At 64.2% G+C, this 15313-nt stretch carries 16 protein-coding genes and 1 tRNA gene; 6 read left to right on the top strand and 11 right to left on the bottom strand.

What is annotated here, in order from left to right; translation table 11 throughout:
- Window positions 1–10: 10 nt before the first annotated feature.
- From yacG to QCE88_RS14450, 9 genes are all read right to left on the bottom strand, one after another.
- Window positions 11–202 (bottom strand): DNA gyrase inhibitor YacG, encoded by a 192-nt coding sequence (gene yacG / locus QCE88_RS14490; protein ID WP_309833414.1) that lies wholly within the window; start codon window positions 200–202, stop codon window positions 11–13.
- A gap of 64 nt (window positions 203–266) precedes the next feature.
- The gene (gene zapD, locus QCE88_RS14485) at window positions 267–1022 is read right to left on the bottom strand and encodes a cell division protein ZapD (RefSeq protein WP_087127417.1); all 756 of its coding nucleotides are present in this window, start codon (window positions 1020–1022) and stop codon (window positions 267–269) included.
- Window positions 1023–1174: 152 nt separating this feature from the next.
- Window positions 1175–1786, bottom strand: coding sequence for a dephospho-CoA kinase (coaE, locus tag QCE88_RS14480; protein ID WP_309902951.1), 612 nt, complete (start codon window positions 1784–1786; stop codon window positions 1175–1177).
- A gap of 31 nt (window positions 1787–1817) precedes the next feature.
- Entirely contained in the window at window positions 1818–2741 is a 924-nt protein-coding gene (locus QCE88_RS14475) for an A24 family peptidase (protein ID WP_309902949.1), read from the bottom strand.
- 31 nt (window positions 2742–2772) lie between these two features.
- Complete coding sequence (locus QCE88_RS14470; RefSeq protein WP_309902947.1) at window positions 2773–3990, bottom strand: type II secretion system F family protein; 1218 nt, start codon at window positions 3988–3990, stop codon at window positions 2773–2775.
- A complete protein-coding gene (locus QCE88_RS14465; RefSeq protein WP_309902945.1) occupies window positions 3987–5183 on the bottom strand; it encodes a GspE/PulE family protein in 1197 nt (398 codons plus the stop codon). The genes QCE88_RS14470 and QCE88_RS14465 overlap by 4 nt, the downstream gene beginning before the upstream one ends.
- A 73-nt stretch (window positions 5184–5256) precedes the next feature.
- A complete protein-coding gene (locus QCE88_RS14460; protein ID WP_309902943.1) occupies window positions 5257–6546 on the bottom strand; it encodes an HlyC/CorC family transporter in 1290 nt (429 codons plus the stop codon).
- A 157-nt stretch (window positions 6547–6703) separates the two neighbouring features.
- Window positions 6704–6780, bottom strand: a tRNA-Pro gene (locus QCE88_RS14455).
- Between the two features lie 52 nt (window positions 6781–6832).
- A complete protein-coding gene (locus QCE88_RS14450; protein WP_309902941.1) occupies window positions 6833–7825 on the bottom strand; it encodes a polyprenyl synthetase family protein in 993 nt (330 codons plus the stop codon).
- Window positions 7826–8129: 304 nt separating this feature from the next.
- Between QCE88_RS14450 and rplU the strand changes: the two genes are divergently transcribed.
- The 4 genes from rplU to proB all read left to right on the top strand — a co-directional run bounded on the left by rplU (window position 8130) and on the right by proB (window position 11186).
- Window positions 8130–8441, top strand: coding sequence for a 50S ribosomal protein L21 (gene rplU / locus QCE88_RS14445; RefSeq protein WP_008342953.1), 312 nt, complete (start codon window positions 8130–8132; stop codon window positions 8439–8441).
- Between the two features lie 25 nt (window positions 8442–8466).
- A complete protein-coding gene (gene rpmA / locus QCE88_RS14440; RefSeq protein ID WP_014192314.1) occupies window positions 8467–8727 on the top strand; it encodes a 50S ribosomal protein L27 in 261 nt (86 codons plus the stop codon).
- 193 nt (window positions 8728–8920) lie between these two features.
- Window positions 8921–10009: an Obg family GTPase CgtA gene (cgtA, locus tag QCE88_RS14435; protein WP_309902939.1), complete on the top strand. Its 1089-nt coding sequence runs from the start codon at window positions 8921–8923 to the stop codon at window positions 10007–10009.
- Between the two features lie 58 nt (window positions 10010–10067).
- Complete coding sequence (gene proB / locus QCE88_RS14430; protein ID WP_309902937.1) at window positions 10068–11186, top strand: glutamate 5-kinase; 1119 nt, start codon at window positions 10068–10070, stop codon at window positions 11184–11186.
- A gap of 82 nt (window positions 11187–11268) precedes the next feature.
- Here proB and QCE88_RS14425 read toward each other — a convergent pair whose 3' ends face one another.
- Both QCE88_RS14425 and QCE88_RS14420 read right to left on the bottom strand, forming a co-directional pair.
- Window positions 11269–11838, bottom strand: coding sequence for a CNP1-like family protein (locus tag QCE88_RS14425; protein WP_309902935.1), 570 nt, complete (start codon window positions 11836–11838; stop codon window positions 11269–11271).
- A gap of 168 nt (window positions 11839–12006) precedes the next feature.
- Entirely contained in the window at window positions 12007–12660 is a 654-nt protein-coding gene (locus QCE88_RS14420; protein WP_309902933.1) for an RNA pyrophosphohydrolase, read from the bottom strand.
- A 299-nt stretch (window positions 12661–12959) separates the two neighbouring features.
- On the opposite strand from QCE88_RS14420, the gene QCE88_RS14415 reads away from it, so the two are divergent.
- Together QCE88_RS14415 and QCE88_RS14410 are read left to right on the top strand one after the other, a co-directional pair.
- Entirely contained in the window at window positions 12960–14696 is a 1737-nt protein-coding gene (locus tag QCE88_RS14415) for a proline--tRNA ligase (RefSeq protein WP_309902930.1), read from the top strand.
- Window positions 14696–15295, top strand: a complete 600-nt coding sequence (locus tag QCE88_RS14410) for a MarC family protein (protein WP_309833395.1) — start codon at window positions 14696–14698, stop codon at window positions 15293–15295. The genes QCE88_RS14415 and QCE88_RS14410 overlap by 1 nt, the downstream gene beginning before the upstream one ends.
- Window positions 15296–15313 lie beyond the last annotated feature (18 nt).

Raw genomic sequence — 15313 nt, 5'->3', positions numbered from 1 at the left:
GGAGGTTGTCCTAGTTCAGGCCGCCGTGCTGGTCGTCGTCCGGCGGTGTCTCCTGCGCGTTACCCGCGATCTTGTACTTCTCGGCCGCCCACGCGCCGAGGTCGATCTGCCTGCAGCGCTCCGAGCAGAACGGGCGAAAGCGGTTTTCAGGGACCCAGCGGACTTCCTTGCTGCAGGTCGGGCATTTGACGACAGTGGTCATGACGTGTGCGATTCGAGCCGGTTACAGACGGTATTTGACCATATGAGGCCAGACCGCACCGGGTTCAAAGGCTGCAAAGCGTCAGATGAAAGGGCACGTCGACGTCAACAGCGCGCGGCTTCAGGTCGCCGTCCTGCACCGTAAAGCGCACCCACAGCATGTACTTGTTCGCGCTCGCTTCAGGAATGACGCGCGTATCGGGCGAGACGCGCACCTGCATCAACTGATAGGTGCGCCCGGACAACATCTGCTGATAGCTGCCCTGCATGGCCATCACTTTCGACGCCTGGCCGGACTCGCGCGCGAGGCGCAGCACGATGGCGGCCGCGTCGCGCAGCGCGAGCATCGGCATGACCCATTTGGCGATGTCCTGGCGACGTTCTTCCACCGGCAACTGCTGCCACGCGTAGTACGACGGAAGATCGAACTTGCAGGTGCCGCCGGGAATGATCGTACGGCTGCGAATGCTCGCGAGCCATTCGTTGTCGGCGAGATGCTGGCCCGTCTTGCCGTGCATCTCGGTGAGGCCGGTCAGCGTCTGCTCGATTTCACCGAGCACCGCTTCCAGCGCTTCCTGTTCGATGCCCGGATTGCCGCGGAACGGTGCGAGCGTTTGCCGCTGCCGCTCGAGTTCCTTCATGAGGTCGGCTTTCAGATCCGTACGGCCCGCCACTTCGGCGATTTCGAAGAGCGTCGTGAGCGCGACGTGATGCTCGCGCGCGTCTTCCTGAGTCAGAAAGAACGTGAAGCGCTCGAACAGGTCTTCGAGCCGCAACAGCGTCCGGATGCGCTCGTTGAAGGGGTACTCGTAAAGGATCAAGCGCGCTCGCCTCGGCGTGGGTCGGTTGCTTCCATGAGCGGAAGTGAGCACATTCTAATGCCGCATCCTCACCCTAGCAAATCAGGGCAAAATCGGGCTTCTCGTTGCGTCTTTCGACACAAAAGCGGGAACTTTCGGGAAGTTCGGGCAACTCAGGCGCTGCCGTTCGCAAGTGCGAGATAGCGCGCGTGAAGCGTGTTCACCTGATCGGCGAGGTGATCGAGTGTGGCGGAAGCGTCGTTGAGGACGATGTCGTCGGCGGCGGCGAGCCGGGTCTCGCGCGACGCCTGCTTCGCCATGATCGCGAGCACCTGTTCGCGCGTAAAGCCGTTGCGGCGCATGACGCGCGCGATCTGAGTCTCCACCGGACAGTCGACCACGAGGACCCGCGACACGCGTTCCGACCACGAGCCGGATTCCACCAGCAAAGGCACGACCACGATGTGATACGGACCCGCTGCCGTTTGGCGTTGCCGTTCGGTCTCGGCGCGAATGAGTGGATGCACGATGGCCTCGAGACGGGCTTTCGCGGTGTCGTCGGAGAAGACGAGCGTGCGCATTCTCGCGCGGTCCAGCGCGCCGTCCGCCGTGACGAAATCCTGGCCGAACTCGGCGGCGATCAGCGGCATGGCGACGCCGCCCGGCGCCGTAATCTGGTGTGCGATGAGGTCGGTGTCGATCAGCGGTACGCCGCGCGCCGCGAACAGGTCCGCGACCGTGCTCTTGCCGCTGCCGATTCCTCCGGTGAGTCCGATGCTGAACATGCGCGCGAGTTCTCCTTTGATGCCGATCCGTTCATCCGAACATGGCGTACAGCGGGGTGCCGACGAACAGCGTGATCGCTCCGCCGGCCGCAAGAAACGGTCCGAACGGCAAGGGCTCTTCGAAGCGCATGCGCTTGCGCATCGTCGCGACGATGCCGAATGCCGCGCCCGCGATGGCCGCGATCAGAACCACCTGCGCGAGCGGCGCCCAGCCGAGCCACGCGCCGATGGCGGCGAACAGCTTGAAGTCGCCATAGCCCATGCCTTCCACGCCGCGCGCGAGCTTGAAGAGCCAGTACACGGACCACAGGAACAGATAGCCGACGATCGCGCCGGTCACCGCGTCCTGCAAGGTCGCGAAGCCGGTGTCACCCAGATTGACGATGAGGCCCGCCCACAGCAGCGGCAGCGTCAGCACGTCGGGGAGATAGCGCGTGTCGTAGTCGATGAGGGCCGCGACGAGCAGCGTCGCGCAAAGGCCGAACGCGGCGAGCGCGTTCCATCCTGGACCATACGCATACAGCGCAAGCGCGGCGAGCGCGCCGGTTGCCAGTTCAGTCAGCGGATAACGCGGGCTCACGCGGGCGCCGCATGCCGCGCAGCGTCCGCGCAGCGCCAGATAGCTGACGACGGGAATGTTCTCCCAGGCGCGCAGCACGTGCGCGCAATGCGGACACGCGCTGCGCGGCACGGCGAGGTTATAGCGCGCGGGGTAGGGGTCGGTTTCTGCGGGGATCGAGGCTGTTGGCGCCTCCGCCGCGGCGGCTTCGACTTCCGCCCGCCACGCGCGCTCCAGCATGACCGGGAGGCGATGCACGACCACCGTCAGGAAGCTGCCGATCACGAGACCGAACACGATGGCGAATCCGTACTGCGCGGCGACGGGCAGCATCGCGAAGGCTTCCGCATAGCGGCTGGCGACATGCGCGGTGGACGGATCGAACGAGGGTTGCATGATGAACGATGGATGGCTTTGGCCCGCGATGCTACACCACGTTGCCGAGCTGAATGATGGGAAGATACATTGCGATGACGAGACCGCCCACGAGCGCGCCCAGCACGGCAATGACGACGGGTTCGCACAGGCTGGCGAAGCCGCCGATGCGCTCGTCGACCTGACGGTCGGCCAATGTGGCGAGATCGAGCAGCATGGCGTCGAGCGAACCCGATTCCTCGGCGACGGCGATGGGCTGCACCACGTCCGGCGGGAAGCAACCCGATGCACGCATGGCGACAGCGAGCCGCTCGCCGTTGCGCAGGCGCGCGGCAATCTCGACGGTCGCGCGGTCGAAGACGCGGTTGCCGGTAGCGTGCGTGAGCGAGTCGAAGGCATCGGACAGCGGCGTGCCGGCGGACAGCAAGGTGCCCAGCGCACGGCTCCAGCGCGCCACTGCCAGCGCGCGCAACAGCGAGCCGACCAGCGGCAGACGCAAGCTCAGGCGATCCGCGGCTTCACGTGCATCGGGCGAACGCTTCAGCCAGCGCCACGAGGCCAGCGCAAGGGAACCCGACGCAGCGACGAACGGCACGCCGAAGCGCGCGACGCCATCGGAGAGCGCGAGCACGAAGCGCGTAGGCGCGGGAAGCGCGGCGCCGAAGCCGTCGAAGATCGTCTTGAAGGTGGGCACGACGCCGATCAGCAGTCCCGCCGTGATCGCCAGCGACAGCAGCAGCACCATCACCGGATAGGCCAGCGCGGCACGCAGCCGGGCGCGTTGCGACGCGGCGCGTTCGCGATCGTCCGCGAGTCGCGCGAGCACCGCGGGCAGCGCGCCGGCCACTTCGCCGACCGAGATCAGTTGGCAATAGAGCGTGCCGAACGCGTCCGGATGATGCGCGAGCGCGGCTGAGAACGGCAGGCCGCGCGTGATGCCACGGGACAGCGCGCGCACGATACGCGGCAGTCCGCTGCGCGTCGTGCTGCCGCCGATCAGGTCGAGCGCGCCGGCGAGCGGCAAGCCCGCGCGCAGCAGGCTGGCCAGCTGGCGCGTGAACAGGGTGATCTCGGCAACGGTAGCTTTCGGCGGCGGCGCGACGCCCGTCATGTCGAGCGCGGTGACGATGACGCCGTCGCGGCGCAGCGAGGCCCGGGCCGACGGTGCATCGACGGCGAAGATGCGCCCGCGCTGTTCGCGGCCGTCCGCATCCAGACCGCGCCAGGCGTAGCGCAGCTCCGATTCTTCCTGCATGGCGGCGCGCATCATTCGAGCTCCGTGGCTTCGGCGGCCTCGGCGACGCTCGTCACGCCTTCGCGCACCCGGTCGAACGCCGCGTCGCGCAGCGCGGGCATGCCCTGCGCCTGCGCGGCGCGTGCAATGGCATGCGTGGCGGCACGCGCGACGATCAGTTCGCGCAGTTGGTCCGACACGGGCATCAGTTGATGCACGCCGATCCGCCCGCGATAGCCGATGCCATGACACGCCGGGCACCCGCGCGGCTCGAAGGGATGAAACCCGCCGTCCAGCGCCAGCGCCGACGCAGCGCGGCACGCCGTGCAGAGCTTGCGCACCAGTCGCTGCGCCGTGACGAGGCGCAGCGCCGAAGCAAGGTTATACGGCGCGATGCCGATGTCGATGAGCCGCGCGATCGCGGCGGGCGCGTCGTTGGTGTGCAGCGTGGAGAGCACGAGATGGCCGGTCTGCGCGGCCTTCACGGCGACATCGGCAGTTTCGGCGTCGCGAATCTCGCCTACCATGATGACGTCCGGATCCTGCCGCATGAACGCCCGCAGCGCGACGGCGAAGGTCAGCCCCGCCTTCTCGCGCACGCTCACCTGATTGATGCCGGCCAGCTGGATCTCGACCGGATCTTCCACCGAACATACGTTGCGCGCTTCGGCGTTCAGCAATTGCAGGAAGCAATAGAGCGACAGCGTCTTGCCGCTGCCGGTGGGCCCTGTCACGAGCACGAGCCCGTGCGGCGCGCGGATCGCCCCTTCGACGACGCGGCTCTGCGGTTCATCGAGCCCGAGCGCGCCGAGCGACAGATCGGGCGGCAGCGCGTCGAGCCGCCGCAGCACCAGCTTTTCGCCGAACAGCGTGGGCAGCGAGTTCACGCGATAGTCGCCGACCTGCCCGCCCGTCAGGTGCAGACGCAGCCGGCCGTCCTGCGGCACGCGCCGCTCGGCGATGTCCATGCGCGCCAGCACCTTGATGCGCGTGACGAATGCGTCACGCAGATGCGACGGCGGACGCCTGAGCACGTGCAGCACGCCGTCGACGCGCATACGGATGCGCCAGTCATGCTCGGCAGGTTCGACGTGAATGTCGGAGGCGCCGCGCGCAGCCGCTTCGCGCAGCGTCTCGGCAAGCAGCGAAACGGCGGGCGCCTCGTGGTCCGGGGCGGGGTCGGTGATGCGCGGCGGGCGCGTGAAGGCTTCGCGGGAAGGGTGGGTCATGGCGTGGAGTCGTCGCAGTCGGAATGAATCGATCATCCCGCTTGCGCGCCGGCACGCCCAGTCGTCCGAACGGCTAGCGTGCGCTGCGCCGGACCGGCGGCGTCGGCTGGAAAATCTTCACCGTGCGGATCGCTTGATCGTCGCTGCGCATCACTTCGAACGTCACGCCAGCGATGCGCACCGACACGTCGCCGTCCGGAATGTCCTCGAGTGTTTCGAGGATCAGTCCGTTGAGTGTCTTCGGACCGTCGGTCGGCAGGGTCAGGTGCAGCCAGCGGTTCAGTTCGCGCAGCGGCATGCTGCCCGCCACGATGCATTCGCCGTTGGCGTCCCAGCCGCCGCGCGAGCCGGCGCCGCGTGGAATCGTCGTCGTGAATTCGCCGATCAGTTCCTCGATGATGTCCTCGGGCGTCACGAGTCCCTGCAATTCGCCGTACTCGTCGACCACGATGGCAATCCGCTGGCCGCTTTCCTGGAAATACTGCAATTGCTGAAAGACGGGCGTTCCAATCGGCACGAAGTAAGGTTCGGAAAGCAATTCGCGCAGCGTCTCCCGTTCCAGCTCCTGGTTATGCAGCGCCGACAGCGTCTTGCGCACGTGCAGGATGCCCATCACGCGGTCGATGTCGCCTTGATAGACCAGCAGCTTGTTGTGATAGCAGGTTTCGAGCTGATGCAGGATCTGGTCGAACGGCGCGTCGAAGTCCAGCGCCTCGATGCGACGGCGCGGAATCATCACGTCATCGACGGAAATGTTTTCGAGATCGAATAGGTTCAACAGGATGCTGCGGTGCTTGGTCGGCATGAAGCTGCCGGTTTCGAGCACGATGGTGCGCAGTTCCTCGGGCGAGATGCGCTGGTCGCGCTTGTTCTTCGTGTTGATGTGCAGCGCCGCGAGGATCGCGTTGGCGAACAGGTTCACGAACCAGATGAGCGGCCGCCCGATGCGCATCAGCGGCGCGAGGATCAGGCTCGCGGGCAGCGCGACCTTCTCGGGATACGTCGCGCCGACGATCTTCGGCGCAATCTCCGCGAACACGATGATGAGGAACGCGATGACGCCGGTCGTGATCGACAGCACCATGTTGTTGTGGCCGAAGGTGCGCAGGGCGATCGACGTGGTGAGCACCGGGATGATCGTGTTGATCAGATTGTTGCCGATCAGGATCACGGACAGGAGCTGGTCAGTCTTGGCCAGCAGGCCTTGCGTGGTGCGAGCCCGCAGCGAACCCTGGCTCGCGAGATATTTCAGCCGATGACGGTTGAGCGCCATCATCGATGTTTCGGAAATGGAAAAGAAACCGGACAGGAAGAGCAGCAGAAAGATGGCGCAAATTTGCGCCCATAAGGGGAGGCTGTCCACGCGATTGGTCGGTAGGGGGCGGAGATGGAAGGAAATATAGCAGACGGGTTTCCGAGCTTGCCGCAGGCCCCGCTGACTGACCCTGAAGGAGCAAGCAGGAACACGGCCGCCGGAAACAAAAAACCCGCATGGCGGACCATGCGGGTTTCGGAAATTCTGGTCGGGGTGAGAGGATTCGAACCTCCGGCCTCTACGTCCCGAACGTAGCGCTCTACCAGGCTAAGCTACACCCCGAATTTTACGGCTGACTTACTCGACTCAGACTCTTTCGCTGCTTTAGTCTCTTTCAAGACTGCCGCGATGTCGAGTAAGAACATAATTCTAGCAGGCTCTCTTTGTAGATGGAAGAGGGGAACGAAGAAATCGCGTTCGCCGCCGCTTCGGCTTCCTTGCGTGCGCACTCCAGCGTGTGATCGAGCGCGCCGGACGTGGTGATCGCGTGGAAGATCGTGTCGAAGCGGTCCGTGCCGCCTTGTTCGATCGCCTCGCGCGCAAGCGCCGCCTGTTCCGGCGTGCCGTGCTCCATCAGGTAGATGAGCGGCAGCGTGGGCTTGCCTTCGCGCAGGTCGTCGCCGGCATTCTTGCCCATCGACTCGGGCGTGCCGGTGTAGTCCAGCCAGTCGTCCATGATCTGGAACGCCGTGCCGATGCGCCGGCCGAATTCCGCCGCCGCCGCTTCGGTGCGCGCATCCGCGCCTGACAGCACCGCGCCGAGTTGCGCCGCCGCCTCGAACAGCTTCGCCGTCTTGTAGCGGATCACCTGCATGTAGCGCGCTTCGTCGACGTCCGGATCGTGCATGTTGAGCAACTGCAGCACTTCGCCTTCGGAAATGATGTTGGTCGCAACCGACAGGATCTCCATCACGCGCATCTTGCCGACGCTCACCATCATCTCGAACGAGCGCGAGTACAGGAAATCGCCTACCAGCACGCTCGCCGCGTTGCCGAACAGCGCATTCGCCGTCTGGCGGCCGCGCCGCAGGTCGGATTCGTCGACGACGTCGTCATGCAGGAGCGTTGCCGTGTGGATGAACTCGACCACGGCGGCGAGTTCATGGCGATGTCCGGTGGTGTCCCCCAGCGCGCCCGAAACCAGCAGCAACAGCGCCGGACGCAGCCGCTTGCCGCCCGCGCCGATGATGTACTCCGAAATCTGGTTGATGAGCATCACTTCTGATGCCAGGCGCTGCCGGATGACGCGATTGACCTGCTGCATGTCCTCGGCGATCGGGGCGAGCAGTGCGGCGGCGTTGGGGGAGGAAGTGGCGGTGGACGACATGATCGGCGGTTAGGGTAATCCGGCGGATTATAAGGCGAATCGGCCGGACGACGGGGGCACGCTGTGATGCGTCCGCGGGTATGAGGGAAAATCGGACGCCGTTCGACGGCATTTGACCGAGGTTCGCATGCGCTTCGGGCCTGCGCGGCAGCAGGCAAAGCGCTTTGACCTTGGGCGTAACCCCATGTATAATCGCGTGTTTTCCGCGCGTGGTGCGTGGAAAGTTCTCCGCAAACTCCAGACATGCTCCCCGCGTGCTCAGGAAATTCGGAGAAACAAGTTTGAATTCAGAGTGAGGTTCTCAATGTACGCGGTCATAAAAACCGGCGGCAAGCAGTATAAGGTTGCCGTTGGCGAAAAATTGAAAGTAGAACAGATACCGGCAGACATTGACGCTGAAATCACGCTCGACCAGGTTCTCGCAGTAGGCGAAGGTGAATCGATTCAGTTCGGTACACCGCTGGTGAGTGGGGCTTCCGTCAAGGCTACCGTCGTATCCCAAGGTCGTCACAAGAAAGTGACCATCTTCAAGATGCGTCGCCGGAAGCACTACCAAAAGCACGCTGGCCATCGCCAGAACTACACCGAACTGCGCATCGACGCGATCAACGCGTAAGCGCACCGGTTAAGGAGCTAAGCAAATGGCACACAAAAAAGCAGGCGGGTCTTCCCGCAACGGCCGCGACTCCGAGTCGAAGCGCCTCGGCGTGAAGGTGTACGGCGGCCAGGCAATCAACGCAGGCGGCATCATCGTTCGCCAACGCGGCACGCGCATGCACCCGGGTGAGAATGTCGGCATCGGCAAGGATCACACCCTGTTCGCACTGGCCGACGGTCACGTCAAGTTCGTGACCAAGGGCGCTGCCCGCAAGCATACGGTCGTCGTCGTCCCGGCAGCGTAAATTTTACGCACGGGCTTCAGGACCGAAAAAAGGATCAAGGCCGCAAGGTCGAACATCCAGGGCCCCGCGAAGTTCGCGGGGCCTTTTTCATTTGATGTGCAGCAATTGTGCATCGGCAGGATTCATCGAAGTCAGTGACCGGCATCGCCTGGTCGCGGCACAATAGCTCGAATTACACGGGACGGAGCAACGCATGAAGTTCATTGACGAAGCGAGGATCGAAGTCATCGCCGGCGACGGGGGAGATGGCAGCGCGTCGATGCGCCGCGAGAAGTTCGTTCCGTTCGGCGGGCCGGACGGCGGCGACGGCGGCCGCGGCGGCAGCGTCTACGCGGTCGCGGACCGCAACATCAACACGCTGATCGACTACCGGTTCGCGAAGAAACACCAGGCGCGCAACGGCGAGAACGGCCGCGGCGCCGACTGCTACGGCAAGGGCGGCGACGACATCACGTTGCGCATGCCGGTCGGCACCATCATCACGGATCAGGAAACGGGCGAGTTGATCGCCGACCTGACCGAACACAATCAACAAGTGCTCGTCGGCCAGGGCGGCGCGGGCGGCCTCGGCAACCTGCATTTCAAGTCGAGCACGAACCGCGCGCCGCGGCAGAAAACCGAAGGCAAGCCGGGCGAGCGCCGCATGCTCAAGCTCGAACTGAAAGTGCTCGCCGACGTCGGTCTGCTCGGCATGCCGAACGCGGGCAAGTCCACGTTCATTTCGTCGGTGTCGAACGCGCGGCCGAAGATCGCCGACTATCCGTTCACGACGCTCGCGCCGAATCTCGGCGTGGTGCGCGTCGGGCCGAGCAAGAGCTTCGTGATCGCCGACATTCCCGGCCTGATCGAAGGCGCGGCGGAAGGCGCGGGCTTGGGCCATCGCTTCCTGCGCCACTTGCAGCGCACCGGCGTGCTGCTGCATCTGGTCGACATGGCGCCGTTCGACGAAAACGTCGATCCGGTGGCCGAGGCGAAGGCGATCGTCAACGAACTGCGCAAGTATGACGAGCAGCTCTTCGAAAAGCCGCGCTGGCTCGTGCTGAACAAGCTCGACATGGTGCCGGACGACGAGCGCGAAGCGCGCGTGAAAGACTTCGTCGAGCGTTTCGAGTGGGACGGTCCCGTGTTCGAGATCTCGGCGCTGACGGGCCAGGGCTGTGAAGCGCTGACCTACGCGGTCTTCGACTACATCTCGCAGCACTCGGACGCGTCGCGCGCGGCGGAAGAGGAAGATCTCGCCGCCGATGTCCGTTTCCGCGACGACCAGGCCGGCAAAGAGTAACGAACGAGCTTCAAAGAACGAGCGTCAAGAACACGTCTTCCGAGGGAGAAAGCGCACGATGCGTTCAGTCATCGCCGCAGCGAAGCGAATCGTAGTGAAAGTCGGGTCCAGCCTCGTCACCAACGACGGACGCGGGCTCGATCATGCGGCTATCGGCCGCTGGGCGGCGCAGATCGCGGCGCTGCGCGAACAGGGCAAGGAAGTCGTGCTCGTGAGTTCGGGTGCGATCGCGGAAGGCATTCACCGGCTCGGCTGGAGCAAGCGGCCGCGCGAGATCGACGAATTGCAGGCGGCGGCGGCCGTCGGACAGATGGGGCTGGCGCAGGTGTACGAGAGCAGCTTCGGCGCGCACGGCATCCGCACCGCGCAGATCCTGCTCACGCACGCCGACCTGGCCGACCGCGAACGCTATCTCAACGCCCGCTCGACGTTGCTCACGCTGCTGCGGCTGGGCGCGGTGCCGATCATCAATGAGAACGACACCGTCATCACCGATGAAATCAAGTTCGGCGACAACGACACGCTCGGCGCGCTGGTGGCGAATCTGATTGAAGGCGATGCGCTCGTGATTCTCACGGATCAACGCGGTTTGTTCACGGCCGATCCGCGCAAGGATGCCAGCGCAACGCTCGTCGAGCAGGCCGATGCCGGCACGCCCGAGCTCGAGCAAATGGCCGGCGGCGCCGGGTCGAGCCTCGGTCGCGGCGGCATGCTGACCAAGATCCTGGCGGCGAAGCGCGCGGCGCACAGCGGCGCGAACACGGTGATCGCGAGCGGCCGCGAGGCCGACGTGCTGACGCGGCTCGCATCGGGCGAAATGATCGGCACGCAACTGATCGCGCGTACGGCGCGCATGGCGGCGCGCAAGCAGTGGATGGCGGATCATCTTCAGGTGCGCGGCCACGTCGTGATCGATGCAGGCGCCGTGAACAAGCTCACCGCCGACGGCAAGAGCCTGTTGCCGATTGGCGTGATCGACGTGAAGGGCGCGTTCGCCCGTGGCGAGGTGATTGCGTGCGTCGACGATCAGGGCCGCGAGGTGGCGCGCGGCATCACGAACTACAGCAGTTCGGAAGCGCGGCTGATTCATCGGCGGCCGAGCGGCGAGATCGAGAGCGTACTGGGTTACATGCTGGAGCCGGAGCTGATCCACCGCGACAACCTGGTGCTCGTCTGACGCCGGTTCATCAAGACCGCGGCCATAGAAAAGCCCGCCAGACCGCAAGGTCCGCGGGCTTTTTCATGCGTGGCGGCAGGAATCAGCGCGTGTTGATCGAACGCTGCGTGCGCTTGTACTGGATGTTCTCGACGATCTGCTTGGCCGTGCCGACCACCAGCTTGCTCGTGCAGAAGTAGTCTTGATAAAGCGCGGCCTGATAGGCGTTCAGTTCACCGTTCTCGATGCGTTTGAAGTCGAACGCGGCGCCCTGGTCCCAGCCGTTCTGATCGTCATTGATGCTGGCATAACGGCGCCACTCATAGGTGTCGCAGCGGATGCCTTCATAGTTGACGTTGCGCGCCCCGGCCGGACTCGTGACCACGACCACATAGCGTACGACGCCGTCCTTGCCGACCGTCAGCGTGGATTTGTCGACGGCGAAGTTGAGCGGCGTGTTCTGCGAAACATTGAACGGCAGCAGATTCGCGTCCGTCGGCAGCGGCGGCATCGTGTCGATCTTGTCTTCGGCCCAGGTGGTCTTGCGGTCGAGCAGATAGGTGAAGACGCCGTCATCCTGATTCGTTGGCGTCTTGGAGCTTGAGCAGCCGGCGAGCACGGCGAGTGCGGCCGTGGATGCCGCGAGCAACGCGAGTGAAGCAGAGACTTTCAATTGGATTTCCCGGAAACATGCGCGCGGGCTTCGGGCACCCGCCCGGCGCTAAAGGCCGCTAAAGGCGAAATAGAAACAACAGCCCGGCGAGTGTATCGCCGGGCTGCCGCTTCACGTCATGCCGAGTGTCAAAGTGTGCGAAGAACCGAGAACCTGAAACAAGGGAACTCAGTCGCACGGTGAGCGCTGCTGCACGATCACCGTGACTTCTTCGCTGACCGTGCATTCTGCCTGAACTGCCGCGCCGGAGGCAGTTACCGCAGGTGCTTCGATCGTTATCGTCTGGAGCACGCGTGGATAGCGCGCCCCATGATGCGCAATTCGCTCGCCGCGTTCGCTGCGGGAGTTGGTACGCCGCAGGAAGCGGGACAGCTCGTTGAGAGCCAGTTGATAAACGTCGCGCTTGAACTCGATGACCGCATCCAGCGGTACCCAATACTCGTTCCAGCGCCAGGCATCGAATTCCGGATGGTCCGTCGCACGCAGGCAGATGTCGCAGTCGCGGCCCACCATGCGCAGCAGAAACCAGATCTGTTTCTGACCACGATAATGTCCGCGCACCTCGCGCTTGATGAACTTGTCCGGCACCTCATAACGCAGCCAGTCACGGGTGCGACCCATGACCTTCACGTGTTCAGGAAGCAAACCGGTTTCTTCGTGTAACTCCCGATACATCGCTTGCACGGGGGTCTCGCCGTATTTGATACCCCCTTGCGGAAACTGCCAGGAATGTTCACGCAGTCGCTTACCCCAAAACACTTCGTTGTGCGCGTTCAAGAGGATGATGCCGACGTTCGGGCGAAAGCCTTCACGATCCAGCATACAACCACCTTCGAATCCTTTAAAATTGCTTTGATTATAAACAGTTAACGGGCCTGGCGCACCGGCAGGAACCCCAATTCAGGGCACGAATCCCGCGCCGCGCCTGCAATGCTTTGCCAGACGCTTTACCAGACAACCCGGAAGGCGGCAAAATCTTCGCTTCAGTGACAGGCGAGTGGCCGGCGCAAGACTCGCACTCCGGCCCCATGCAACGCTGTCTGGTTTCCGTTGTTCACCCTCGTTTCGCCTGCTCCGGCGCTCACCAGCAGCGCAGCACGCGCCGCTTTTGGAAAAATTGAATGAAAGCATCCCGTTTCTTCATCGGCACTCTCAAGGAAGCTCCCGCCGACGCCGAGATCGTCAGCCACAAGCTGATGATGCGCGCCGGCATGATCCGCCGCGTCGCGGGCGGTATCTACGACTACATGCCGATCGGCCTGCGTTCGGTGCGCAAGGTCGAAGCCATCGTGCGTGAAGAGATGAACCGCGCGGGCGCGCTCGAATTGCTGATGCCCGCCGTGCAGCCCGCCGAACTCTGGCAGGAATCGAAGCGCTGGGAACAATACGGTCCGGAACTGCTGCGCTTCAAGGATCGCCACGAACGCGACTTCGTGATGGGACCGACGCACGAGGAAGTCGTGACGGACATCGCGCGCCGCGATATCAAGAGCTATCGCCAGCTGCCGGTGAACTTCTACCAGATCCAGACCAAGTTCCGCGACGAGATCCGTCCGCGCTTCGGCGTGATGCGCGGCCGCGAGTTCATCATGAAGGACGCGTATTCCTTCGATAAGGACCTTGCCGGCCTCGCCGAGTCGTATCGCAAGATGTACGACGCGTACGTGCGCATCTTCACGCGCATCGGCCTGGAGTTCCGCGCGGTGGCGGCGGATAACGGCTCGATCGGCGGCAGTGGTTCGCACGAGTTCCACGTGATCGCCGAAACGGGCGAAGACGACATCGCCTATAACCCGGCTTCGGAGTTCGCGGCGAATGTCGAAGCCGCGGAAGGGCTGCCGCTGATCGCGCAACGCGCCGCGCCGACGGAAGAACTGAAGAAGACGCCGACGCCGGGCGCCGCCAAGTGCGAGGCTGTCGCGCAGCTCCTGAACATTCCGCTCGAGAAGACCATCAAGTCGATCATTCTCGCGACGGAAAACGAAGGCGCTGAACCCACCATCTGGCTGTTGATGCTGCGCGGCGATCACTCGCTCAACGACATCAAGACCAACAAGCTGCCGGGCCTCAAGGAGTACCGCTTCGCGACGGAAGCCGAGATTATCGAATGGTTCGGCACGCCGCCGGGCTACCTCGGTCCGCTCAACACGAAGAAGCCTGTGCGCGTGATCGCCGACCGCACGGTCGCGAACATGAGCGACTTCGTCGTCGGCACGAACGAGGTCGATTTCCACACGACCGGCGTGAACTGGGGCCGCGATCTGCCCGAACCCGAAGTGGCGGACATCCGCAATGTCGTCGCGGGCGATCCCTCGCCGGATGGCAAGGGCACGCTCGAAATCTGCCGCGGCATCGAAGTGGGCCACGTGTTCCAACTCGGCACGAAGTATTCGGACGCGATGGGCGCCACCTTCCTCGATGAAAACGGCAAGCCTGCGCCGATGCAGATGGGCTGCTACGGCATCGGCGTGACGCGCGTGCTGGGCGCGGCGATCGAACAGAACTTCGACGAACGCGGCATCATCTGGCCGGAAGCCATCGCGCCGTTCGAAGTGGTGATCTGCCCGATGGGCTATGACCGCAGCGACGCCGTCCGCGAGCAGGCCGACGCACTGTATGCGAACCTGCAGCAAGCCGGCATCGACGTGATTCTCGACGATCGCGGCGAGCGTCCGGGCGTCATGTTCGCCGACTGGGAACTGATCGGTGTGCCGCATCGCATCGTGATCGGCGACCGCGGGCTCAAGGAAGGCAAGCTGGAGTACCAGGGCCGTCGCGATACCGAAGCCACGCTGTTGCCGGTCGAGGAAGCGGCGGCTGTCGTGACGGGCAAGGTCCGGGCCGCGCTCGGGAAGTAATGCAATACAACTTCCTGTCGGCGACGATCCTGTTGCTGCTGATCACCGATCCGCTCGGCAACATTCCGATCTTCATCAACGCGCTGCGCGGCGTCGCGAAGGAGCGGCGTCGCGTGGTCGTGCTGCGGGAAGTGGCGATTGCGTTCGTGATCCTGCTGGTGTTCATGCTGGCCGGCGACCGCTTTTTGCGCGCGATGAACCTCACGGATGTTTCGTTGCGCATCGCCGGTGGCATCGTGCTGTTCCTGATCGCGCTGCGAATGATCTTTCCGCATCCGGACGGCGCGATGGGCGGCGACTCGCGCGGCGGCGAGCCGCTCATCGTGCCGCTGGCGATTCCGGCGCTGGCGGGGCCGTCGGCGCTTGCAACGGTGATGCTGCTGACCTCGCAGGCGCCCGGCAAGATGTTCGAGTGGATCGGCGCGCTGACGGTGACGATGCTCGTCTGCGCCGTCGTGCTGATCCTCGCGGAGAAGATTCAGCAATGGCTCGGCGAGCGCGTGGTGACGGCGTTCGAGCGGTTGATGGGACTCGTGCTGGTGGCGATTTCCGTCGAGATGATGCTCACCGGCATACGCACCTTCGTGCATCAGCTGTAAAAAAAGCGGCCTTGGCCG

This window comes from Caballeronia sp. LZ035, from assembly GCF_031451175.1.
Taxonomy (GTDB): Bacteria; Pseudomonadota; Gammaproteobacteria; order Burkholderiales; family Burkholderiaceae; genus Caballeronia.
The sequence above is the reverse complement of the archived record's forward strand: the minus strand, read 5'-3'. Positions and strand labels throughout refer to the sequence as shown.

Excerpts from the sequence above, each read along its gene's own strand:
- yacG (WP_309833414.1), bottom strand. The coding sequence starts at position 202 with ATGACCACTGTCGTCAAATGCCCGACCTGCAGCAAGGAAGTCCGCTGG.
- coaE (WP_309902951.1), bottom strand. The coding sequence starts at position 1,786 with ATGTTCAGCATCGGACTCACCGGAGGAATCGGCAGCGGCAAGAGCACG.
- QCE88_RS14475 (WP_309902949.1), bottom strand. The coding sequence starts at position 2,741 with ATGCAACCCTCGTTCGATCCGTCCACCGCGCATGTCGCCAGCCGCTAT.
- QCE88_RS14470 (WP_309902947.1), bottom strand. The coding sequence starts at position 3,990 with ATGATGCGCGCCGCCATGCAGGAAGAATCGGAGCTGCGCTACGCCTGG.
- QCE88_RS14465 (WP_309902945.1), bottom strand. The coding sequence starts at position 5,183 with ATGACCCACCCTTCCCGCGAAGCCTTCACGCGCCCGCCGCGCATCACC.
- QCE88_RS14450 (WP_309902941.1), bottom strand. The coding sequence starts at position 7,825 with ATGTCGTCCACCGCCACTTCCTCCCCCAACGCCGCCGCACTGCTCGCC.
- rplU (WP_008342953.1), top strand. The coding sequence starts at position 8,130 with ATGTACGCGGTCATAAAAACCGGCGGCAAGCAGTATAAGGTTGCCGTT.
- rpmA (WP_014192314.1), top strand. The coding sequence starts at position 8,467 with ATGGCACACAAAAAAGCAGGCGGGTCTTCCCGCAACGGCCGCGACTCC.
- cgtA (WP_309902939.1), top strand. The coding sequence starts at position 8,921 with ATGAAGTTCATTGACGAAGCGAGGATCGAAGTCATCGCCGGCGACGGG.
- proB (WP_309902937.1), top strand. The coding sequence starts at position 10,068 with ATGCGTTCAGTCATCGCCGCAGCGAAGCGAATCGTAGTGAAAGTCGGG.
- QCE88_RS14420 (WP_309902933.1), bottom strand. The coding sequence starts at position 12,660 with ATGCTGGATCGTGAAGGCTTTCGCCCGAACGTCGGCATCATCCTCTTG.
- QCE88_RS14415 (WP_309902930.1), top strand. The coding sequence starts at position 12,960 with ATGAAAGCATCCCGTTTCTTCATCGGCACTCTCAAGGAAGCTCCCGCC.
- QCE88_RS14410 (WP_309833395.1), top strand. The coding sequence starts at position 14,696 with ATGCAATACAACTTCCTGTCGGCGACGATCCTGTTGCTGCTGATCACC.